This is a genomic window from Pseudomonas corrugata, from assembly GCF_050920615.1.
Lineage (GTDB): Bacteria > Pseudomonadota > Gammaproteobacteria > Pseudomonadales > Pseudomonadaceae > Aquipseudomonas > Aquipseudomonas corrugata.
In genome coordinates, this window is record NZ_CP130434.1 from 5,475,128 (window position 1) to 5,497,936 (window position 22,809).

Sequence of the window (22,809 nt, forward strand, 5' to 3'; positions counted from 1 at the left end):
AAAAAGGCGACACCCGCAAGGGTGTCGCCTTTTTCATGAGCGCAGGTTGGGCTTAATCCGGCAGTTTGTACGCGATGACATAGTCACCCTGCTTGGTACCCAGGGAACCATGACCGCCAGCAACCACCAGCACATATTGCTTGCCGTCCTTGCCGGTGTAGGTCATCGGCGTGGTCTGGGCGCCGGCGGGCAGGCGACCTTCCCACAGTTGCTTGCCGTTTTTCACGTCATAGGCACGCAGGTACTGGTCCAGGGTACCGCTCAGGAACGCCACGCCACCGGCGGTGGTGAACGTGCCGCCCAGGCTCGGTACGCCCATGCTCAGCGGAATCGGCACTGGCGAGCTGTCACGCACGGTGCCGTTCTTGTGTTTCCACAGGGTTTTGTTGTTGGTCAGGTCGACAGCGGCCACATAACCCCAGGCCGGAGCCTGGCAGGGCAGGCCCATAGGCGAGAGCAGCGCTTCGAGGATCACGCCATAGGGCGCGCCCTTGTTCGGCTGCACGCCTTCGGTTTCGCTCTTGCGTCCCGGGCCACCGGCCACTTCGGCCGCCGGTACCAGCTTCGACTTGAACGCCATGTAGCTCGGGTTGACGAAAGCGATCTGGCGCATCGGGTCAACCGAGATACCGCCCCAGTCGAACACCCCGAAGTTACCCGGGTAAACGATGGAACCCTGCAGCGACGGCGGCGTGTACATGCCGTCGTAGCGCAGCGACTTGAAGTCGATCCGGCAGAGCATCTGGTCAAACGGGGTCACGCCCCACATGTCGCGTTCCTTGAGGACCGGCGGCACGAAGTTCAGGTCGGACATCGGCTGGGTCGGCGAGGTGTGGTCACCTTCCACTGCGCCTTGCGGCACCGGGATCTCCTTGATAGGAATGATCGGCTGACCGTTGCTGCGGTCCAGCACGTAGATGCTGCCCTGCTTGGTCGAGGCCAGTACCGCCGGTTTCACGCCGTCAGCGGTCTTCATGTCCATCAGGGTCGGTTGACCGCCGACGTCCATGTCCCACAGGTCGTGATGAGTGAACTGGAAGTACCAGCGCACCTTGCCGGTGGCGATGTCCAGCGCGGTCAGGCCGGCAGAGTATTTTTCCGATTCCGGGGTACGCAGGCCACCGAACTGGTCGGGGGTCTGGTTGCCCATCGGCAGGTAGAGCATGCCGAGTTTTTCGTCGACGCTGAACATGGACCACATGTTCGGCGAATTGCGGGTGTAGGTCTGGCCCTCGGCAATCGGCGTGGTGTCGTCCGGCTTGCCGCTGTCCCAGTTCCACACCAGCTTGCCGGTGTGCACGTCGTAGGCGCGGATAACGCCGCTAGGCTCATCAGTGGAAACGTTGTCGGTGACGTGGCCGCCGATCACCACCAGGTTCTGGGTGACTGCCGGAGGCGAGGTGGAGTAGTAACCACCCGCGGTGAAGCCACCGATGTTGGCGCTCAGGTCGACCTGGCCTTTGTCACCGAAGTCTTCGCACATCTTGCCGGTGTCGGCATTGAGGGCGATCAGGCGGGTGTCGGCAGTCGGCAGGAAAATCCGGCGCGGGCATACCATGCTGACCGGCGTGGTACTGGCAGTACCGGTGGGGCTCTGCTCGGCAGAGGCGTACACGGCGTCATCGTGATAGCTCACGCCACGGCAGGTCATGTGTGCCCAACCCTTGAAGTTTTCCGCCTTCTGCGTGGAAAGCTTCGGATCGAAACGCCAGATTTCCTTACCGGTTTCAGGCTCCAGGGCAATCACCTGGCTGTGGGGGGTGCACACGTAGAGCATGCCGTTGACTTTCAGCGGAGTGTTTTCAGCGGTGGTCTCGCCCGGGTCGTTCGGCCCCGGCAAGTCGCCAGTACGATAGGTCCAGGCCGGCACCAGCTTGCTGACGTTCTGCGGCGTGATTTGCGCCAACGGCGAATAACGATCGCCATGGGCGCTACGGCCATAGGAGTTCCAGTCGCCGTCGGCCATTGCCGGTGCGGTGTTGGCCATGCCCGCTACGTTGTCGCGATCCAACTGCCCCTTGATTTCACCCGGATTGGTGAACTGGCTGGCAAGCGCCGCGACACCGGCGATAACCACAGCGGCACCCAATGCGCGGGTGCCCATGGGGGACGCGTCGGCGGTCAGCAGCGGACGGCGGAACCACGGCAACAACATGACGATGCCCAGGGCGAACAACATTGCCAGGCGCGGCACCAGTTGCCACCAATCCAGGCCCACTTCCCACAGTGCCCATACCGTACTGGCGAATAGCACCAGCGCGTACAGGCCCAGGGCCGCACGGCGGGCCATGATCAGCAGCACACCGGTCAGTGCCAGGCCGATACCGGCCAGCAGGTAGTACCACGAACCGCCAAGCGTGCTCAGCTTGACCCCGCCGGCCAACAGGGCCAGGCCCATCAATAGAAGCAGAATGCCGAGCAGGCTCGGTAGCAGACGGCCTCGATTCAAAGCACCTTCAGTGCTCATAGTGTGATTCTCCGTGATATTTAAGGAGTCCCGCGCAAGTAGTCACTTTAGATGACGATCTTGCGGAGGCATGGTTCAGTAAAAAGCTGACCCGCTATCAGCAGCCTCTTGTGGGAGCGAGCCTGCTCGCGATTGCGGTGGATCACCCAACACGCCTGTTGAATGTGACGCCGCAATCGCGAGCAGGCTCGCTCCCACATGAGGTTGCAGGGCAAGACAGCGCTATCTTTTAAAATCCTGATACGTCAGGAGAACCGTTTCAGCAAGGGGGCGCAAGAATAATGTCCTGCTACCAATAGAGAAAGCGCTTTTACCGACATGAATCTTTTCGAATCCGGTAACAGTGTTACCACTAGACTTCCAACCCATGGGCGCCTCGGATAAGGTGCGCGGCACATTCCTTTCACGCAAATACCTCCATGACCGAACAGCACAACAACCCCCTGCACGGCGTGACGCTGGAGCAGATCCTCAACGCCCTGGTGCAGCACTACGAATGGTCGGGCTTGGCCGAGCGCATCGATATCCGTTGTTTCAAGAGCGACCCGAGCATCAAGTCGAGCCTGACCTTCCTGCGCAAGACGCCATGGGCACGGGAGAAAGTCGAGCGGTTGTATATCAAGTTGATGCGTACCAAGCGGCCGGTCTGAATCATGAGCATTCGACAGCGCTTCGTATCGGTGGCAGCGCTGCTGGGCTGGGCGGGATTGAGCATCCAGCTGTATCTGATTCTGTTGGGGCGCTGGGAACTGGGCGCGAGCCTGCTGGGCGGCCTGATGAATGCCTTCAGTTTCTTCACGGTGCTGACCAACACCCTGGTGGCCGTGGTATTGACGTGCGAAGTGACCCGACGCGAATCGGCCGCACGACGCTGGTTCCTGCGGCCCGCCGTCAGCAGCGGTATCGCCGTGAGCATCGCCCTGGTCTGCCTGGCCTATAACCTGTTGCTGCGTCATCTGTGGCAACCCGAAGGCTGGCAGTTCCTAGCCGATGAGTTATTGCACGACGTAATGCCGCTGCTGTTCATCACCTATTGGTGGCGGTGCGTGCCCAAAGGCACCCTGCATCTCTGGCACATCGGGCTTTGGGTGATTTACCCCATGGTGTATTTCGCCCATGTCCTGTTGCGGGGGAGTTTTCTGGGAGCGTACCCCTACCCTTTCATCGACGTGGCAACGCTGGGTTATCCACAGGTGTTCATCAATGCCGGGGAGATATTGCTGGGGTTTATCGGGATCGCGCTGGGGGTGGTGGGATTGGATCGGTGGATGGGGCAACGGTATTAGAAGACTGCCACGTGGCGAGGGGATTTATCCCCTCGCCACAGAGGACTTGTACTCAAGACCTTCCCGACAACATCCACACCAACCCACTGGCCTTTGCCCGCTCGTGACATAAGGCCAATACGCTACGCCGTTCATCGTTGTCCATGCTGCGCCAACGAGTGATCTCGGACACGGTGCGCTGGCAGCCGGTGCAGACGTCGTCATCGTCCAGCGAGCAGATATTCACGCAGGGCGAAGGCACCGGACGTTCGGAGGTGTTCATGATTCCTGCTCTGCCAGGTCGCGGGCGTAGCGCTGTGCGTTGTGGACGTAATGCGCCGCGCTGGCCTCGAGCATTTTCTTCTGAGCCTCGGTCAATTCCCGCACGACCTTGCCAGGTGAGCCCATCACCAGCGAACCGTCAGGGATTTCCTTGTTTTCGCCGATCAACGCGTTGGCGCCAATGATGCAGTTCTTGCCGATCTTCGCGCCGTTGAGAATCACCGCATTGATGCCGATGAGGCTGTAATCCCCCACGGTGCAGCCGTGTAGCATGGCGTTATGGCCAATGGTCACGCCGGTACCTATGGTCAGTGGAAAGCCCATGTCGGTGTGCATCACCGTGCCGTCCTGCACGTTGCTGTCCTTGCCGATCAGGATCAACTCATTATCGCCGCGCAGCACGGCGTTGAACCAGACACTGGCGCCTTCTTCGAGGCGGACCTTGCCCACCAGCGTGGCGTTGGGCGCAACCCAGCTCTGTGGGTGGGTTTCGACACGGGCATCGCCCAAGCGGTATTTCATGAAGATCCTCGGGCTCAGGTATTGATGAAGCTTCTGGGTGGTTTGTGCAGATCAATGCCGGCGTCGAACAGCAGGTTCACCAACTCGACAATCATGATCGCCGTCAGGCCCCATATCTTGTACTCGCCAAAACGGTAGCTGGGCACGTACCAACTGCAGCCCTGGTAGTCGATGCGATGGGTGTGTTCGCGGGGATCCCTGCGGAAAAATTCCAACGGCACATTGAATACCGCGGCGATCTCGGCATCGTTGGCCTGATACTCGACGAAATCCGGAATCACTCCGACATAAGGCGTGACCTTGATGCCATGCAGCGAAATCAACGGGCTGAGGGGACCGATCACTTCCACCAGGCCGGGGGGCAGGCCGATTTCCTCTTCGGCTTCGCGCAGGGCGGTGAAGATCAGATCCGGGTCCTCCGGGTCGCGTCGCCCGCCGGGAAAGGCCACTTCGCCACCATGGGTCGAAAGCCCGCTGGCGCGCAAGGTCAGTACCAGCTCCGGCTCGCCACTGCGAGTGATCGGCACCAGCACCGCGGCTTCAGGGAAACGTCGGTCGGCCTGCAGGTCACGCGGAGTATGGTTGCTTACTCGATGCAGTAGCTCGTCCAGCATGAGACTTCTCGATTTATTCGCTACCTTGCATCATGCACCAATCGTTGAAGCGGCCCAACCCCCGGACCGCGTCGTGTCGCGAAACGACAACTTGCCGACACCCGCCTCGCACGCCAAGATAGGCGCAGCATTCAGGAACCCAAGCATGAAATTCTGCAGCCAGTGCGGTAACCCGGTGACCCAGCGCATACCCGAAGGCGACTCGCGCCTGCGCTTTGTCTGCGACACCTGCCACACCATCCACTACCAGAACCCCAATATCGTGGCCGGTTGCATACCGACCTGGGGCAGCAAAGTCCTGCTGTGCCGACGCGCCATCGAGCCGCGACGCGGTTATTGGACCCTGCCGGCGGGCTTCATGGAAAACGGGGAAACCGTCGAGCAGGCCGCCGAGCGCGAAACCGCCGAGGAAGCCTGCGCCCGGGTGCGAAATTTAAGCATCTATACGTTGATCGACGTACCGCACATCAGCCAGGTCCATGTATTCTTCCGCGCCGAGCTGGTGGACGAGGATTTCTCCGCCGGCCCCGAGAGCCTGGAAGTGAAGCTGTTCGAAGAAGCGGACATTCCCTGGGACGAACTGGCTTTTCGCACAGTGGGCCGTACCCTGGAATATTTTTATGCTGACCGACGAACCGAGCATTACCCGGTGCGATCCGAATCGATCCCGCCACTGGCTCAGCCTGCCAAGACCTGAAAAAACCATATCGTCACGACACTTCTAGGGATATTTCAATGCGCTGGTTGTTTGTGCTGTTCTGCTTGTCGTTCGCTGCTGCGTCCCAGGCTTCTGCGGTGGGAACCTACGACGGCAAGCCCATCGAAAAAGTGCTGGTGCTCAAATCCGCCCATCAGTTGCAATTGATCAGCGACGGCAAGCCGCTCAAGACCTACCGTATCTCTCTCGGCAGGGGCGCCAAGAAAGGCCCCAAGCTGATCGAGGGCGACAAACGCACCCCTGAAGGTTTCTACTGGATTGACTGGCGCAAGGTCAGCGATCGTTTCAACCTGTCGATGCACATTTCCTACCCCAACATCAGCGACGCCGCTCGCGCCCGACGCGAAGGCGTGGAGCCTGGGAGCATGATCATGATCCACGGCACGCCTGATTCCGAAGAAACCCCTGAACAGCTGTTCCACACCCTGGACTGGACCAATGGCTGCATTGCCATGCGCAACGTCGACATGCGCGAAGTCTGGAACCTGGTGCCGGATGGCACGATGATCGAGATCCGGCCGTAGCGTCTGTCTCTTATGCGGCAAGCGCTTGTTGAGGCATGGAGCCTTGTTGCGACATGAAAGCTTTTGTGGCGAGGGGATTCATCCCCGCTGGGCTGCGCAGCGGCCCTAAAGCCAAACAACCCGGTGCGTCAGGCAGATTGAGTCGCTTGCTTTGGGGGCCGCTGCGCGCCCCAGCGGGGATAAATCCCCTCGCCACAGGGGGGCCTCCACACATCTGTGAACACCCCCCCTGTGGGAGCGAGCCTGCTCGCGATGGCGCCGGCCCTTACGCCATCAAGCCCGTAGCTCCACCTGATCCAGCGCCTTGTCCGCCAACAGCGCGCCCAACTCAATCATCTGCGCCCCCCCCCCAGCGCCACATGCCGCCGCGAGCCGTCGAGGTCAAAGGCCAGGTCGCTGAGCATGGCATTGGCCGAAGCCAGGGTTTCGCTGAGGTTGGCTAGCAGGACTTCGGTGTCGACAGCATCGGTCACGGTGAACAACTGCAGGGAGGGCTTGGGTTCTGACGAGTTGTCCTCGGGTTTGAGGTAATGGTCCAGCGCACGATCAGCGGCTTCTTGCAGCTTTTCGGGGGCGTAGTCGCCGTAGGGGAAATTGGATGCGGGTTTGTCATTTTTCAAAGGGGAAACTCCTTGAATTAATGGAGCCCAGGACAAATCGTCCGGGCCTGTGCCCTGTGATTCTTCGGACGGTCAAACCCGGTCGCTGAATTGGCAGCGACACCCACAGGCTAGAGCCACCGCTTCCGAGGGACAACCTGAAAAACTTGTCGGAAACTTCGGTGCGTCTGACAGACGGCGCGATAGATCGCTGATGATTTCGCACAACAAAAACCCGGCTTGAGCCGGGTTCTTAAAGAAAATATCGGAGTTCAAACAAGGCCCGCGCGCTGTTCCGCCTCGTAGTGTCGGGTTTGAAAGGGCATGAGTGTCTGGACCTTCAAACCAAGCCCTTCACTCAACCCCCAGGAAAGGGCGAGCTCATCGCGGCGTTTACGAAGTGCAACGGCAGCCTGTGAAGTCACTTCCTGCTTCGGGGCCAAACGCCAGAACAACTCAAGCGCCTGAAAGACTTCCGAGACTCGGCTATCCGTTACGCACGAAAAACGGGTGAACCGCTCGAGCAAATAACCTGCGCGTCGAACCTCGATCTCATCAGAATGTTGACTCAGAAAAACCTGGGCTGCGCTTATCAAGTCCGAATGGGAATACCAGACCGCTTTGGCTGCACGCTCGAGCGCAGCGTCATTTGCGTGATTCAACGGGCTCTTGACCAATGTGTCCAAAGCGGATGAGAGGACGTGGCAGTTAGCGGGCTTCGTCATCTGGGTTCTCCAGATAGTCTTGCAAAATATGGGTCAAAACAGAGGTTGGAGGCTCTTTGTTGCCAACATATACATCAATCGCCTGCAATGCCAGTCGACGCAGCTCGGCGGTCAATATAAAGCCAGCCCTTAGCAGCGCCATGATATCGCCGACATCCTGATCCGTCGCTCTGCCCAGTTTTGAAATTGCAATATCGACAGGAGCAGCAATGCGAACATGTAGAGGAGATTCTACTGGGAACTCTTCAAGGGGAAGACTACGGACCCAATAGTCCTCATGGATCGGACCAAAGCTCGTGTTGTACTGGAGGTCGTAGTTCAGCTCCATTAATCGGCCAGACCTCTGGTCGACAAACTGCTCTGGAACCTCTGCGAGCAAAGCTCGGAGATGGAAGCCTTCTGGCAGGCTGGCCTCATGAATTTCAGCGTCGACATCAGTGGAAACACGATGATTCGTATAAAGGTGCACCGCACATCCTCCGAACACGATGACTTTGACTGCCCCAGGCTTTGCATTTTCAAACGTCAGTTCCGCTTCGACGGACTTGAACATTGAAACCAAAGCCTGCCCCAGTGCGGTTTTCGTATTCAGGCGGGGGGTGACCATATCCGGCAATTCCATATTGACCTCAGATGCTGATGTTGTTCTTCAGGATGCGAAGCTGCCACTGGTCGGTGAGTGATTGCATACATCCGAAATTGGGGGAGTCATTTCCGGGAGGACCATGAATTCTGGAAGCTAGAGCCACCGCTTCCGAGGGACAACCTGAAAAACTTGTCGGAAACTTCGGTGCGTCTGACAGACGGCGCGATAGATCGCTGATGATTTCAATCGCCTGCAAATGCCAGTAGGTGTGTATCCGTTTCTTCCGTAACGGCCACTGGCGGTTCCGCCCTTACGGCGGGTCACTTTTGGAAGAGCGCCAAAAGTAACCAAAAGCCCTTTGCCCCCACCACTGGGCACCTCGCTTACGCTCGGTGTTCCCTCACTCCGGCATTGCTCCGTGGGCCCGCCGCGAACGGCCATCCATGGCCCAGCGCGACTAACCCGGCTTCCATGCCGGGTTGCCCACTACGTAACGCCTGCGTTCGGCCCTTGTGGTTAACGGGGCGTCTAGGATCAAAAGCCAAAGCCAAAGACCAAAGCGAGGCGGCCTAGTGGCCGGCCTGACTTTTCCGGCTGTACCTGAATCCACTTGTGGGAGCAAAGCTTGCTCGCGAAGGCGACCTATCTTTTTCCGCTGTCCCCGATCAATTGTGGGAGCGAGCCTGCTCGCGATAGCGGTGGGTCAGTTTGAAAAGTGCTGCATGAACCGACGCCATCGCGAGCAGGCTCGCTCCCACAGGGGAACGCGTACGCTCAAAAAGCAGGTCGGCGGCAAGGCCGCCTTGCTTTCGCTTTGCTTTTGCTTTTGATCTTCAGGCCCCGTTAACCACGCTGGCCGAACGCAGGTATTGCGTAGTGGGTACCCCGGCATGGATGCCGGGGTAGCCGCGCTGGGCCATGGATGGCCCTTCGCGGCGGGCCCACGGAGCAATGCCGGAGTGAGGGAACACCTCGCCTTGGCGAGGTGCCGAGTGGTGGGGCACAGACCTTTTGGTTACTTTTGGCTGGGCCGGCATTCCGGGCGTTTGCCAAAAGTAACCCGCTGTAAGAGCGGAACCATAAGTCGCCGTTACCGAAGAAATGGATATACACACCATCCAACTCTCCCTCAAAACAACCGCCGGTCGGCAGAAAAAATCAGACCCAAGTCCGGTACGCAAATACCACTTCCCCGAGAGACACCCTCAGCAGCTACGGTCTCCTCCCGCCAAAACCACTCAAAGTAATACCACTTGAAATCCATTCATCAAAAGACCACCGTCATACCCACAGAACCATGAGCAACTCTCATTGACGTGGTATTCAAGTGGTATTAATTTCCAGCCCATCACCGAGCGACAACACCCCCAACAACCGCATCGGACACCCCATGAACGACATCCTTGCCCTGCGCCCCGACGACACCCAAGCCACACCGCTCTACCTGCAACTGGCCCGCAACCTGGAAGCCGCAATACACGCAGGCCAATGGAAAGCCGAACAAGCGATGCCGTCCGAACGCAGCTTGAGCGAACAACTGGGCATTTCCCGAGTCACCGCCCGCAAAGCACTGGAAGTGTTGTTCGAGCAAGGCCTGATCCGCCGCAACCAAGGCTCGGGCACGTTCATCACCCCGCGCCTGGAACAACCGCTGTCACGCCTCAGCGGCTTCAGCGAGATGTTGCGGCTCAAGGGTTTCGTGCCCGGCTCCCAGTGGCTGGAACGGGAAATCACCCCGCCCACCCACGAAGAACTGATCCGCCTGGGCCTGTCGCCCACCGACAAGGTCGCGCGGCTCAAGCGCCTGCGCAAGGCCGACGACACAGTCATGGCCATCGAAATGAGCACCCTGCCCGCCGCCATCATTCCCAAGCCCCAGGCCATTGGTGCTTCGCTCTACGAGTTTCTCGACAGCATCGGCAAACCGGTGGTGCGCGCCCTGCAGCACATCCAGGCCATCAACGCTTCGGACGAATTCGCCGCCCTGGTGGGCATCGCCCCCGGCACCGCCATGTTGTTGATGACACGGGTCGGCTACCTGGAAGACAACACCCCCATCGAAGTCACCGACACCTACTGCCGCAACGATTACTACGACTTTGTCGCCGAGCTCCGGCGCTAGCAGCACTGCCTCCCCAGACATCAGAGACTGCCTATGTCCGAAGACAACATCCTCACCGCCCATGGCTGGGTTCGCGGCCGCCTGATCCACGCCCACGGCAAGCTCGTGTCCGTCGAAGGCCAGCCTTGCGATCCGGCTGACAATGACCTGCCTTACCTGCTGCCCGGTTTCATCGACCTGCATGTCCATGGCGGTGGCGGCAAGGACATCATGGAGGGCGCCCCGGCGTTCGACACCATCGCCCGCACCCATGTGCGCTTTGGCACCACGTCGCTGCTGGCGACCACCATGACCGCACCGGGCGAAGAGATCACCCGCGTACTCCAGGCCCTCGGCGAGTTCTGTGAGCAACGGCAGAATGGCAGTGCCCGGGTACTCGGCGTACATCTGGAAGGCCCCTACATCAACCCCGGCAAATTGGGCGCGCAACCGAATTTCGCCCACACCGCGTTGATGGCCGAGGTGGAAGCCTACCTGGCCCTGGCGCCGATCCGGGTGATCACCATCGCCCCTGAAATTGCCGGCCACGATGCGCTGATCCGCTCCCTCAGTGCCCGGGGCGTGCGCATGCAGATCGGCCACACCCTGGGCAGCTACGAAGAAGGCGTCGCCGCGCTGGCCGCCGGCGCCAGCAGTTTCACCCATCTGTACAACGCCATGAGCCCGCTGCATCACCGCGAACCGGGGATTGTCGGCGCGGCGCTGGCCCACGCCCGTTATGCCGAGCTGATCCCGGACCTTCTGCACGTGCATCCGGGCGCCATGCGCGTGGCCCTGCGCTCGATCCCGTGCCTGTATTGCGTCACCGACTCCACCGCGGCCGCCGGCATGCCCGACGGCGAATACAAGCTGGGCAGCCATACCGTGACCAAATGCCTGGGTGGCGTGCGGCTGGCCGATGGCACCCTGGCGGGCAGCACCCTGACCATGGACCAGGCCCTGCGTAACCTGGTGAAAATCGGCCTGTCCATCGCCGAAGCCTCGCAACGCCTGTCCCAATTTCCTGCCGACTACCTCGGCCTGCCTGAGCGTGGACGCCTGCAACCGGGCGCCTGGGCCGACTGCGTGCGCCTTGACCGTTCCCTGACCCTGACCGACGTGATGGTCGAAGGAGAAGCCATTGACCTCCAAAATGCTTGAAGAGGCCCTCGCCGCCAGCGAAGCCGTCGAACGCCAGTTGCAGCAACTGGACCCGGCCCTGCAGGAAATCGCCGGACGCCTGCGCCGTCAGCCGCCGCAAGTGGCGATGACCATTGCCCGCGGCAGTTCCGACCACGCCGCCAGCTACTTCGCCTACCTGACCATGCAGCAATTGGGCTTGCCGGTGGCGTCGCTGCCGATGTCGGTGGTGACCATGCAGCAGGCGCCGCTCAAGGTCAGCGGTCAGGTAGCGTTCGGTTTTTCCCAGTCGGGACAGAGCCCGGACCTGGTGAACAGCCTGCGGCTGTTGCGCAGGCGCGGCGCCCTGAGCGTGGCCCTGGTCAATGCGCTCGACTCGCCCCTGGAAGCGGCGTGTGAGTTCAGCGTGCCGCTGTGTGCCGGCGTCGAAAGCAGCGTCGCCGCCACCAAGAGTTTCATCGCCACCCTCAGCGCCAGCGCACGGCTGGTGGCCCAGTGGAAGGACGATGCCCAATTGCTGGAGGCCGGAAACGTCCTGCCCGAAGGTTTGCGCGAGGCCGCCCGTCAGGATTGGAGTGTTGCCGTCGAGGCTCTGCGCACCTGCCAGCGGTTGATGGTGATCGGCCGTGGCGCCGGGTTCGCCATCGCCCAGGAAGCGGCGCTCAAGTTCAAGGAAACCTCGGCGATCCAGGCCGAAGCCTTCAGCAGCGCCGAGGTTCGCCACGGGCCGATGGCGCTGATTGATGAGAACTACCCGCTGTTGGTCTTCGCACCTCGCGGTGCCGAACAGTCCGGCGTGTTGAGCCTGGCCGCCGACATGCGCCAGCGCGGCGCCCGGGTCTTGCTGGCGGCGCCCGATGACATCGCCGAACGCGACCTGCCCCTGACTCGCGCCGAGCACCCGGCACTGGATCCGATCCTGGCGATCCAGAGCTTTTATGGAATGGCCGCTCACCTTGCCGTGGCCCGGGGGCTGAACCCTGACCAACCGCGGCACCTGAGCAAAGTCACCCGTACGCACTGACTAATGACAGCCTGATGAGAGCGCGCCATGCCCAACAATAATAAAGAGTTGACCCTCAGCGCCCCGCTCAGCGGCCCGGTGCTCACCCTCGCCAATGTCCCGGACGCCGTGTTCGCCAGCGGTGCCATGGGCGACGGGATCGCCATCGATCCGCTGAACGACACCCTCTACGCGCCCTGCGACGGCGAAGTGATCCATGTCGCCCGTACCAGCCACGCCGTGACCCTGCGGGCCGACAACGGCGCCGAACTGCTGCTGCACCTGGGGCTGGACACCGTCGAGCTGCGTGGCGACGGTTTTTCCATGCTGGTCAAGGAAGGCGCCCGGGTCAGCAACGGCCAGCCATTGCTGCGTTATGACGTGGACAAAGTGGCACGACACTGCAAGAGCCTGGTCAGCCTGTTGATCATCACCAATGGCGAGCACTTCCAGGCGCGCCCCGTCACCCTCAGGGGCGTGAAAGTCGGCGAGCCGCTGCTGCATATCGTCGCCATGGCTACAGGCGTTTCGACCGACGAACATCCGGACGCCGGCATCGAGGTCTTCGGCCAGATCCGCATCGCCCACCGCGGCGGCCTGCACGCACGCCCCGCGGCGCTGGTACGCCAGACCGCCCAGGTTTTCAACAGTCGCTCGCAGTTGCACTTCGGCGGCAAGTCGGCCTCCTGCGACAGCCTGATGGGGATGATGGGCCTTGCCATCACCGAGCAGGCAGAAGTGCAGGTCAGTTGCCGAGGCAACGATGCCGAAGCAGCACTGCAAGCGTTGCTGACGACCCTGTCCACTGCATTGACCGAAGAAGCCCACGCCGCAGCGCCTGCACTCAAACCCCATGCTCGTCCTGCCGAAGACGGCGTGCTGTACGGCGTATGCGCCGCCCCCGGCCTTGCGACGGGACCGCTGGTTCGGCTGAATGGCATTCAGTTGCCCGAGGATGCGGGCGGCCACGACGTCGAAGATCAGCGGCAGCAACTGAGCCGTGCCTTGGCCGACGTCAGCCGTGACATCCACCGGACCCTGGACCACGCCAGGGCCCGGCGCAGCAGCGACGAAGAAGCGATTTTCAGCGCCCATCTGGCGCTGCTGGAAGACCCGGCCCTGCTGGATGCCGCTCATTTGTGCATCGACCAGGGCAGCGCCGCGGCCCACGCCTGGAGCCAGTCCATAGACGCGCAATGTCGGGTACTGGAGCAACTGGGCAGTACGCTGCTGGCCGAGCGCGCCAACGATCTGCGTGACCTGCGCCAGCGGGTACTGCGGGCACTGCTGGGAGAAGCGTGGCAATTCGACGTGCCTGCCGGCGCGATTGTCGCCGCACAGGAACTGACGCCATCGGACCTGCTGCAACTCCGCACCCAAGGCGTGGCCGGCCTGTGCATGGTCGAGGGTGGCGCCACTTCCCACGTGGCTATCCTGGCCCGAGGTAAAGGGATGCCGTGCCTGGTAGCGTTGGGCGCTGCACTGTTGGAACAGGAACAGGGCCAGTCGGTGGTGCTGGACGCCGACGAAGGCCGGCTCGAACTGCGCCCCACCGCCGAGCGCATGACCCAGGTGCAACAGACACACGCTCAGCGAGCCGCTCGCCGCGCTCAACAACAAGCCCTGGCCCACACACTGGCCCGCACCGTTGATGGCGTAAGTGTCGAAGTGGCGGCCAACGTCGCCTCCAGCGCCGATGCGGCCGAGGCCCTGGCTAACGGCGCTGACGGTGTCGGGCTGCTGCGTACCGAATTCCTGTTCGTCGACCGTCACACAGCCCCGGACGAAGCAGAACAGCGTCAAAGCTACCAAGCCGTGCTCGATGCCATGGGCGATAAGCCGGTGATCATCCGCACCATCGATGTCGGCGGCGACAAACAACTGGACTACCTGCCGCTGCCGACCGAAGCCAACCCGGTGCTGGGCCTGCGGGGTATTCGCCTGGCCCAGGTGCGACCGGAACTGCTGGACCAGCAACTGCGAGCCTTGCTGCAAACCCGTCCGCTGCACCGTTGCCGGATCCTGTTGCCGATGGTTACCGAAGTCGACGAACTGCTGAACATCCGCCAGCGCCTTGATGCATTGGCCAGTGAACTGGGCCTGAGCGAACGGCCGCAACTGGGGGTGATGATCGAAGTGCCGGCGGCCGCCTTGCTGGCCGAACAACTGGCAGAGCACGCGGACTTCCTGTCCATCGGCACCAACGACCTTTCGCAGTACACCCTCGCCATGGACCGCGACCATGCCGGCCTCGCCGCCCGGGTCGATGCCCTGCACCCGGCGCTGCTGCGACTGATCGCCCAGGCTTGCGCCGGCGCGGCCCGGCATGGGCGCTGGATCGGCGTGTGCGGCGCCCTGGCCTCCGATCCTCTGGCGACGCCGGTGCTGGTGGGGCTGGGCGTGCGCGAACTGTCGGTCAGCCCGGCGCAGATCGGCGAGATCAAGGCGCGGGTACGCGACCTTGATGCCGTCAAGTGCGCCTGCCTCAGCGCCGAATTGCTGGGCCTGGGCAGTGCCGCTGCCGTGCGCCAGGCCTGTCATCAACACTGGCCCCTGGGCTGAGTACGTCGAAGAACAATAAGGGAGATCCGCCATGTACCAGCATTTCATCGAAGGATTGCAACGTCTCGGCCGGGCGCTGATGCTGCCCATCGCCATCCTGCCCATCGCCGGCCTGTTGCTGCGCCTGGGCGACACCGATCTTCTGAACATCGCCATCATCCATGATGCCGGGCAAGCCATTTTCACCAACCTGGCGATGATCTTCGCCATTGGCATCGCCGTGGGCTTCGCCCGGGACAATAACGGCACGGCGGGGCTGGCCGGGGCCATCGGTTACCTGGTGATGATCGCCACGCTGAAGGTGCTCGACGCCAGCATCAACATGGGCATGCTCGCCGGGATCATCAGTGGCCTGCTCGCGGGGGCACTGTACAACCGATTCAAGGACATCAAGCTGCCGGAGTATCTGGCGTTCTTCGGCGGCCGGCGCTTCGTGCCGATTGTCACCGGCTTCAGCGCGGTGGGCCTGGGACTGGTGTTCGGCCTGGTCTGGCCACCGATCCAGCAAGGCATCAACAGCTTCGGCGCGCTGTTGATGGAAAGCGGCAGCCTGGGAGCGTTCGTGTTCGGGGTGTTCAACCGGTTGCTGATCGTCACCGGCCTGCACCACATCCTCAATAACATGGCCTGGTTCATCTTCGGCAGCTTCACCGACCCGCACACCGGTGCGGTGGTGACCGGCGACCTGACCCGTTATTTTGCCGGCGACCCCAACGGCGGCCAGTTCATGACAGGCATGTTCCCCGTGATGCTCTTCGGCCTGCCCGCCGCCTGCCTGGCGATGTACCGCAACGCCCTGCCCCAGCGGCGCAAAGTCATGGGCGGGATCCTGCTATCCATGGCGCTGACATCGTTTCTCACCGGGGTCACCGAACCGGTGGAATTCGCCTTCATGTTCCTCGCGCCGCTGCTGTTCCTGTTGCATGCCTTGCTCACCGGGCTGTCGATGGCGATCACCGACTGGCTGAACATCCGCCTGGGCTTTACCTTCTCCGGCGGCTTCATCGACATGGTCCTGGGCTGGGGCAGATCGAACAATGGTTGGCTGGTGGTGCCGGTGGGCCTGGCCTATGCGGTGATCTACTACACCGTGTTCGACTTCTGCATCCGCCGCTTCGACCTGAAGACTCCGGGCCGTGAAGACGTCCCGAGCGCAGACAAACCGGTCATTGCCCAGAATGAACGGGCCGGGGCTTACATCGCGGCACTCGGCGGCGCCGACAACCTGATTACCGTCGGCGCCTGTACCACGCGCCTGCGACTGGACATGGTCGACCGCAGCAAGGCCTCCGATGCGCAACTCAAGGCCTTGGGCGCCATGGCCGTGGTGCGTCCCGGCAACGGCGGCAGCTTACAGGTGGTGGTTGGGCCGATGGCCGACAGCATTGCCGATGAAATCCGCCTGGGCTTGCCGATGACACGCTCAGTCGACAGGCCGTTGAGTGAACCGGTACAGGCCGAGCCGGCCACGATCAGCGCGGAGCAGGCCGGGCAATGGCTGGACGCACTGGGCGGCAAAGACAATGTACTGGCATTGGAATGCGTCGCCCATACGCGGCTACGGGTGCAGCTCGAAGATGCCCGGCGGCTATCCGAGGCTGATCTGAGGGTTCTGGGTTGCCAGGGTGTCAGCCAGATGGAGAGCGGCATCTGGCATGTACTGGTGGGCAATCGGGCTAATGCAATGAGCGAAGCACTAAGGGTGATGCTGAACAACCGCAAAACCTGTGTGCAGTCCCTCTAGCAATCTTCACTGGAGCAGTTTGTTACACGATTGGATCCAAAAATACGACTGACAGACTTTCCGTCACCTATTCTTTGAGTTCACACGGCGGACCGAGGCGCGCCCCAGCGGCGCCCTCTCGCCGCAATCGATAAGCAAACCTGTCACGTCGAAGAATAGGTAGTCATGACGTATGTGATTCGACTGGCTCCTCGTTCCAGCTGAGGCATCCAATCATGACTCGAAAAGACACGTTTATACGGGCGACGACTGTCGCGGTCGTACTGGCAGCTACTTGGCAGCCTGGCCCTCATGGGTGGGCAGCGACCCAAGGCAGTCAAGATCCGGAAACAGAGCCCTGGTACGAAGCCTGGCTTCAGGTCACGGCGAATCCGGAGGTGGATATCCGCAAGACCACGCCATCGTTGCGCTGGCGTACCGACATGGACACGCTCTACCGGGGAGATACAACGGGCCAGGGACTCAGTGCTTTCCAGGACGGGCTGCTGCCCAAAGCCGCGGGCATCCCCGAGAACGAATGGATATACAACTGGTACAACCATGCGGGCGGCTCCGCCGGGACGGTGTTCAGCAGCACAACCCGCAGTCAGTTCATCGCCCAGCACTACGCCAGCGAGTGGGTGTACGAGTTCAAGGCTCCCCATGGAATCGATCAGGAGCAATCAGGAGGTCCGTTCCCTCGCGAGGAGGAAATCAGCTATCCGGGTGGGGTCAAGGGGTACTTCATCAGCAAGGCCTGCAAGGCAACCAACCTGGCCAACTGCGTGACAAACCCGGACTACCGTGAACCCACCGGCCACGAGACGATGCAGCAGGTTGCGGCAATTGCCATCGACTGGGCTCGTCTGGAGCCTCCAGAGGGGCTGGCCTGGGTAACGACCAAGAAGTCCCTCTGGGCCGTCGGCTCTACGATAATCAACCCCGTGCAAGGTGCGGATGCACTGAGCCAGGGCCTGCAGGCCTGGAACGCTCTTGCGCCGAATCTGAGACTGGCCACCCAGCCGGAGTCTCCCTTGGCTCAATCGGTCGTCGTAGCGTTTAGCGACTATGGCGAAGCCAAGCTCTGGGCCACCGAGCAAGCCTCGAACGGCGGCTGGGTATATGAAGTCAGGCCCAACACCGTGGCGGTGGATCTATCAGGCCGAACCACCGGCGCACGTGAGGGCGCCTACGCATTCATCGGTGGCATCAAGGGCGGATTGTTGATGAATGCTCGGCGGTTCGAGAAAGGTGTGAGCGAACCGGTCGAGTGCATCGGTATCGAGAAAGAGGTTTGTCGCCTGGAGCGTCGGCATCAGTAGAGGCGATGGACTGGGTCGATGCCGGGGTCTGGAGCTGCGTTGTCTGACCGGGCCCTTCGCGAGCAAGCTAGCTCCCGCAGGGTATGCTGGGAACAGCACGAATCCCTTGTGGGAGCGAGCCTGCTCGCGAAGAGGCCGTCGCTGACTGCAACAAACCGTCCACCCAATAAAAAACCCGCTGAATCAATCAGCGGGTTTCTCATTTCCACGGGCAGAGGATCAGAAACCCTCCAACCGCCACACCTCATACGCCGGTGTCTCGTAGGGATGGCTCTGTTTCAAGGCCTCCACCACTACGCGAATCAACTCATCGGCCACCACAAGCTCCACCTTCCATTCTTCGACCTGCTCGACCTGCCCCGCTTCGCCCATGAACGGCTGGCTGCCGTCCAAGGGGCGAAACTGGCCCAGGCCCAGCACTTGCCAGGCGCAGTGGTCATAGTCGCCGATCCGTCCGCCACCGGCAGCGAATACGGCGCTTTTGACCTCTTCCACATGGCTGGCCGGGACAAAGAAGCAGAGCTTGTACACGCCTTTAGTTCACCCAGACGCGAGCGTTGCGGAACATGCGCATCCAGGGCGCGTCTTCGTTCCAGTCATCCGAACGCCACGAGTTCTGCACCGCGCGGAATACGCGCTCAGGGTGCGGCATCATGATCGTCACACGACCGTCGCGGCTGGTCAGGCCGGTGATTCCGCGCGGCGAGCCGTTCGGGTTGGCCGGATAGGTTTCGGTGACCTTGCCGTGGTTGTCGACGAACCGCAGCGACACGCAACCGGACAGGTCGGCTTCGAGCAACGCTTCTTCGCTTTCGAATTCCGCATGCCCTTCACCGTGGGCGATGGCGATCGGCATGCGCGAACCAGCCATGCCCTGCAGGAAGATCGAGTTCGACTCCTGCACCTGGACCATCGCCACGCGAGCTTCGAACTGCTCGGAACGGTTGCGCACGAAGTGCGGCCAGAACTCACTGCCCGGGATCAGCTCGTGCAGGTTGGACATCATCTGGCAACCGTTGCACACGCCGAGGGTGAAGCTGTCGGTGCGTTCGAAGAAGCCCTGGAACGCGTCGCGAGCGCGGCTGTTGAACAGCGCCGACTTGGCCCAGCCTTCACCGGCACCCAGCACGTCGCCGTAGGAGAAGCCGCCACAGGCCACCATGCCCTTGAAGTCGTTCAGGTCGACACGACCGGCCAGGATGTCACTCATGTGCACGTCGATCGCGTTGAAGCCGGCGCGGTCGAACGCCGCCGCCATTTCCACCTGGCCGTTGACGCCCTGCTCACGCAGTACCGCCACTTGCGGACGAATGCCTTTCTTGATGTAAGGCGCGGCCACATCCAGATTGACGTCGTAGCTGAGCTTGGCGCTCAGGCCCGGGTTGTCTTCTTCCAGCAGTACGTCGAATTCCTGATCGGCGCAATCGGCGTTATCCCGCAGGCGCTGGATCTGGTAGCTGGTTTCAGCCCACTGACGCTGCAACAGGCGACGCTGGCCTTCGAAGACGGTATCGCCATTGAAGGTGATGTTGACGTGGGCGTTGTTGATCGGCTGGCCGATCACCGAGACGCAATCGGCCAGGCCTGCCGCGCTGAACTGGGCGAGGATGTCCGGGGTAGCGTCCTGGCGAACCTGGATCACCGCACCCAGTTCTTCGTTGAACAGGATGGCCGGAATTTCGGCAGCGGATTCCGCCACGCTGTCGAGGGTCAGGCTCAGGCCGCAATGACCGGCGAAGGCCATTTCCATTACGGTGGTCAGCAGGCCGCCATCGGAACGGTCGTGGTAGGCCAGCAGGTGGCCGTCGGCATTGAGGCCCTGGATGACGGCGAAGAACGCCTTCAGGTCTTCGGCATCGTCAACGTCCGGCGCTTGCTTGCCGAGCTTGCCATGCACCTGGGCCAGGATCGAGGCGCCCATGCGGTTCTGACCACGACCCAGGTCGATCAGGATCAGATCGGTGGTGCCCTTGTCCATGCGCAGTTGCGGGGTCAGGGTCTGGCGGATGTCAGTGACCGGGGCGAAACCGGTCACAATCAGCGACAGCGGCGAGGTCACACTCTTGTCCACGCCGTCTTCGTTCCAGCGCGTGGCCATGGACATGGAATCCTTGCCCACCGGAATGGTGATGCCCAGTTCCGGGCACAGCTCCATGCCGACAGCCTTGACGGTGTCGTACAGCCGAGCGTCTTCACCCGGGTGCCCGGCGGCGGACATCCAGTTGGCCGACAGTTTGATGTCGGAAATCTTGCCGATGCGCGAGGCCGCGAGGTTGGTCAGCGCCTCACCGATCGCCATGCGGCCCGACGCCGGAGCGTCCAGCAGGGCCAACGGCGTGCGCTCGCCCATGGCCATGGCTTCACCGGTGTAGACGTCGAAACTGGTGGCGGTCACAGCGACGTCAGCCACCGGCACCTGCCATGGGCCGACCATCTGGTCACGGGCCACGAGGCCGGTGATGGTGCGGTCACCGATGGTGATCAGGAAGCTCTTGCTCGCCACGGCCGGGTGGTGCAGGACGCGCTCGATGGAATCGGCGATGTCGAGGGTGGACGGATCGAAATCGTCGCCCAGCTCAGTTTCGCGAACGGCCGAACGGTGCATGCGCGGGGCCTTGCCCAGCAGCACTTCCAGTGGCATGTCCACCGGGCTGTTGCCGAAGTGACTGTCGGTGACGGTCAGTTGCGGCTCGGCAGTGGCTTCGCCGACCACGGCGAACGGGCAGCGCTCACGCTCGCAGATGGCCTGGAAGCGCTCGAAGTCGGCCGGGCCGACTGCCAGGACGTAACGTTCCTGGGACTCGTTGCTCCAGATTTCATGCGGGGCCATGCCCGGCTCGTCGTTCGGAATGTTGCGCAGCTCGAAGCGGCCACCACGGCCACCGTCGTTGACCAGCTCCGGGAAGGCGTTGGACAGGCCGCCCGCGCCCACGTCGTGGATGAAGCTGATCGGGTTCTTGTCACCCAACTGCCAGCAACGGTCGATGACTTCCTGGCAACGGCGTTCCATTTCCGGGTTTTCCCGCTGCACCGAGGCGAAATCCAGGTCCGCCGAGCTGGTGCCGGTGGCCATGGAGGAAGCAGCGCCGCCGCCCAGGCCGATCAGCATCGCCGGGCCGCCGAGGACGATCAGCTTGGAACCGACCACGATCTCGCCTTTTTGCACGTGTTCGGCGCGAATGTTGCCCATGCCGCCAGCGAGCATGATCGGCTTGTGGTAGCCGCGCACTTCTTCGCCACGGGGGGTGGTGATGGATTGTTCGAAGGTACGGAAGTAGCCGGTCAGGGCCGGACGGCCGAATTCGTTGTTGAACGCAGCGCCACCCAGCGGGCCTTCGATCATGATGTCGAGGGCGTTGACGATGCGCTCAGGCTTGCCGTACGGCTTTTCCCACGGTTGTTCGAAGCCCGGGATCTGCAGGTTCGACACGGTGAAACCGGTCAGGCCGGCCTTGGGCTTGGCGCCGCGACCGGTTGCACCTTCGTCGCGGATCTCGCCACCGGAACCGGTGGACGCGCCAGGGAACGGCGCAATCGCGGTCGGATGGTTGTGGGTCTCGACCTTCATCAGGATGTGCACCGGCTCCTGGACCGCACCGTACTGGCGGGTCTCGGGATTCGGGAAGAAGCGGCCGGCAACGCTGCCGACGATCACCGAAGCGTTGTCCTTGTAAGCAGACAGAACGCCTTCGCTGTGCATCTGGTAGGTGTTCTTGATCATGCCGAACAGGCTTTTTTCCTGGCTCTGGCCGTCAATGTCCCAACTGGCGTTGAAGATCTTGTGACGGCAGTGCTCGGAGTTGGCCTGGGCAAACATCATCAGTTCGATGTCATGGGGGTTGCGCTTCAATCCCTGGAAGGCGTTGACCAGGTAATCGATCTCGTCTTCGGCCAGGGCCAGGCCCAGTTCGGCGTTGGCTTTTTCCAGCGCGGCACGGCCGCCGCCCAGCACGTCGATGGCAGTCAGTGGCTTGGGCTCGGCGTGGCTGAACAGGCCGGCGGCCTGCTCCAGGTTGCCCAGCACGACCTGGGTCATGCGGTCATGCAGGCTGTCGGCGATCAGTTGGGCCTCGGCCTCGCTGAACTCACCGGCGACATAAAAGGCAATGCCGCGCTCCAGGCGCTGGATTTTCCCCAGACCGCAATTACGGGCAATGTCGCTGGCCTTGCTCGACCACGGCGAAATGGTGCCGAAGCGCGGCAGCACCAGGAACAGGCGACCGGCCGGCTCCTGGACGGGAACGCTGGGACCGTATTTCAGAAGGCGCGCGAGCACCTGCTGTTCGTCGCCGGTCAAACCGCCGGTGACTTCGGCGAAGTGAGCGAATTCAGCATACAAGCCACTGACAGCCGAAACCTTCTGGCTCAGTTGCTCAAGGAGTTTGCTGTGGCGAAAGGCAGAAAGGGCAGGAGCGCCGCGCAGGATCAACATCTTCGGGACAGCCTCGGGAAGGGGGTGTGCTTTGAGGCCGTGCATTCTAGCCTAAACCGTCGGCAACGGCACCCGAAACGGCATCCGCGATACGGGCCGAATGTCGGTCTTTGCGTCGAAACCCTTGTTGAACGTCTGTTCCGGTGTTCGTTTCGAGATTTTTTTAATCGACCCAAAACCCGCCGCACGCCAGCCGGCTTGTGTTGCAGACATGTTTTGCAACC

Annotated in this window: 18 protein-coding genes and 1 pseudogene; 10 read left to right on the forward strand and 9 right to left on the reverse strand. The window is 61.8% G+C overall.

Features of this window, described 5'->3' with window-relative positions:
• Positions 1–52 precede the first annotated feature (52 nt).
• Positions 53–2,467: a glucose/quinate/shikimate family membrane-bound PQQ-dependent dehydrogenase gene (locus QZH45_RS24415; RefSeq protein ID WP_055136146.1), complete on the reverse strand. Its 2,415-nt coding sequence runs from the start codon at positions 2,465–2,467 to the stop codon at positions 53–55.
• A gap of 419 nt (positions 2,468–2,886) precedes the next feature.
• Here QZH45_RS24415 and QZH45_RS24420 point away from each other — a divergent pair, with 419 nt between their 5' ends.
• Entirely contained in the window at positions 2,887–3,117 is a 231-nt protein-coding gene (locus tag QZH45_RS24420; RefSeq protein ID WP_024780901.1) for a VF530 family DNA-binding protein, read from the forward strand.
• A 3-nt stretch (positions 3,118–3,120) separates the two neighbouring features.
• Complete coding sequence (locus QZH45_RS24425) at positions 3,121–3,753, forward strand: Pr6Pr family membrane protein (RefSeq protein ID WP_024780900.1); 633 nt, start codon at positions 3,121–3,123, stop codon at positions 3,751–3,753.
• A gap of 52 nt (positions 3,754–3,805) precedes the next feature.
• Here QZH45_RS24425 and QZH45_RS24430 read toward each other — a convergent pair whose 3' ends face one another.
• The 3 genes from QZH45_RS24430 to QZH45_RS24440 are packed head-to-tail and all read right to left on the reverse strand — an operon-like array spanning position 3,806 to position 5,150.
• On the reverse strand, positions 3,806–4,015 hold the full coding sequence (locus QZH45_RS24430; protein WP_024780899.1) for a DUF1289 domain-containing protein: 210 nt from the start codon (positions 4,013–4,015) through the stop codon (positions 3,806–3,808).
• Positions 4,012–4,536, reverse strand: coding sequence for a gamma carbonic anhydrase family protein (locus QZH45_RS24435; protein ID WP_024780898.1), 525 nt, complete (start codon positions 4,534–4,536; stop codon positions 4,012–4,014). The genes QZH45_RS24430 and QZH45_RS24435 overlap by 4 nt, the downstream gene beginning before the upstream one ends.
• Before the next feature lie 14 nt (positions 4,537–4,550).
• Complete coding sequence (locus QZH45_RS24440) at positions 4,551–5,150, reverse strand: CoA pyrophosphatase (protein ID WP_024780897.1); 600 nt, start codon at positions 5,148–5,150, stop codon at positions 4,551–4,553.
• A gap of 145 nt (positions 5,151–5,295) precedes the next feature.
• Between QZH45_RS24440 and QZH45_RS24445 the strand changes: the two genes are divergently transcribed.
• Both QZH45_RS24445 and QZH45_RS24450 read left to right on the forward strand, forming a co-directional pair.
• Complete coding sequence (locus QZH45_RS24445; RefSeq protein WP_024780896.1) at positions 5,296–5,847, forward strand: NUDIX hydrolase; 552 nt, start codon at positions 5,296–5,298, stop codon at positions 5,845–5,847.
• A 38-nt stretch (positions 5,848–5,885) separates the two neighbouring features.
• Positions 5,886–6,392 carry a L,D-transpeptidase family protein gene (locus QZH45_RS24450; RefSeq protein ID WP_024780895.1) on the forward strand — a complete coding sequence of 169 codons (507 nt, stop codon included), beginning with the start codon at positions 5,886–5,888 and terminating at the stop codon, positions 6,390–6,392.
• 273 nt (positions 6,393–6,665) lie between these two features.
• Here the strand turns inward: QZH45_RS24450 and QZH45_RS24455 are convergent.
• The 3 genes and pseudogenes from QZH45_RS24455 to QZH45_RS24465 form a co-directional block, all read right to left on the reverse strand.
• Positions 6,666–7,012, reverse strand: a pseudogene (locus QZH45_RS24455) (DUF6124 family protein).
• Between the two features lie 251 nt (positions 7,013–7,263).
• Positions 7,264–7,716, reverse strand: a complete 453-nt coding sequence (locus tag QZH45_RS24460; RefSeq protein WP_055134933.1) for a hypothetical protein — start codon at positions 7,714–7,716, stop codon at positions 7,264–7,266.
• On the reverse strand, positions 7,700–8,338 hold the full coding sequence (locus QZH45_RS24465) for a DUF6036 family nucleotidyltransferase (protein ID WP_055134934.1): 639 nt from the start codon (positions 8,336–8,338) through the stop codon (positions 7,700–7,702). Before QZH45_RS24465 ends, QZH45_RS24460 begins: the two co-directional genes overlap by 17 nt.
• Positions 8,339–9,692: 1,354 nt before the next feature.
• Between QZH45_RS24465 and QZH45_RS24470 the strand changes: the two genes are divergently transcribed.
• From QZH45_RS24470 to QZH45_RS24495, 6 genes are all read left to right on the forward strand, one after another.
• On the forward strand, positions 9,693–10,424 hold the full coding sequence (locus QZH45_RS24470) for a GntR family transcriptional regulator (RefSeq protein WP_024777660.1): 732 nt from the start codon (positions 9,693–9,695) through the stop codon (positions 10,422–10,424).
• Between the two features lie 33 nt (positions 10,425–10,457).
• Complete coding sequence (gene nagA / locus QZH45_RS24475) at positions 10,458–11,564, forward strand: N-acetylglucosamine-6-phosphate deacetylase (protein WP_024777659.1); 1,107 nt, start codon at positions 10,458–10,460, stop codon at positions 11,562–11,564.
• A complete protein-coding gene (locus tag QZH45_RS24480) occupies positions 11,545–12,567 on the forward strand; it encodes an SIS domain-containing protein (protein ID WP_024777658.1) in 1,023 nt (340 codons plus the stop codon). Before nagA ends, QZH45_RS24480 begins: the two co-directional genes overlap by 20 nt.
• Before the next feature lie 27 nt (positions 12,568–12,594).
• Positions 12,595–15,108: a phosphoenolpyruvate--protein phosphotransferase gene (gene ptsP, locus QZH45_RS24485; protein ID WP_055136156.1), complete on the forward strand. Its 2,514-nt coding sequence runs from the start codon at positions 12,595–12,597 to the stop codon at positions 15,106–15,108.
• Between the two features lie 31 nt (positions 15,109–15,139).
• The gene (nagE, locus tag QZH45_RS24490) at positions 15,140–16,852 is read left to right on the forward strand and encodes an N-acetylglucosamine-specific PTS transporter subunit IIBC (protein WP_024777656.1); all 1,713 of its coding nucleotides are present in this window, start codon (positions 15,140–15,142) and stop codon (positions 16,850–16,852) included.
• 215 nt (positions 16,853–17,067) lie between these two features.
• Entirely contained in the window at positions 17,068–18,153 is a 1,086-nt protein-coding gene (locus tag QZH45_RS24495) for a scabin-related ADP-ribosyltransferase (protein WP_152980143.1), read from the forward strand.
• A gap of 219 nt (positions 18,154–18,372) precedes the next feature.
• On the opposite strand, the gene QZH45_RS24500 is transcribed toward QZH45_RS24495, so the two are convergent.
• Positions 18,373–18,684: a Nif3-like dinuclear metal center hexameric protein gene (locus QZH45_RS24500; RefSeq protein ID WP_024777654.1), complete on the reverse strand. Its 312-nt coding sequence runs from the start codon at positions 18,682–18,684 to the stop codon at positions 18,373–18,375.
• 4 nt (positions 18,685–18,688) lie between these two features.
• Positions 18,689–22,585, reverse strand: a complete 3,897-nt coding sequence (gene purL, locus QZH45_RS24505) for a phosphoribosylformylglycinamidine synthase (RefSeq protein ID WP_055136158.1) — start codon at positions 22,583–22,585, stop codon at positions 18,689–18,691.
• Positions 22,586–22,809 lie beyond the last annotated feature (224 nt).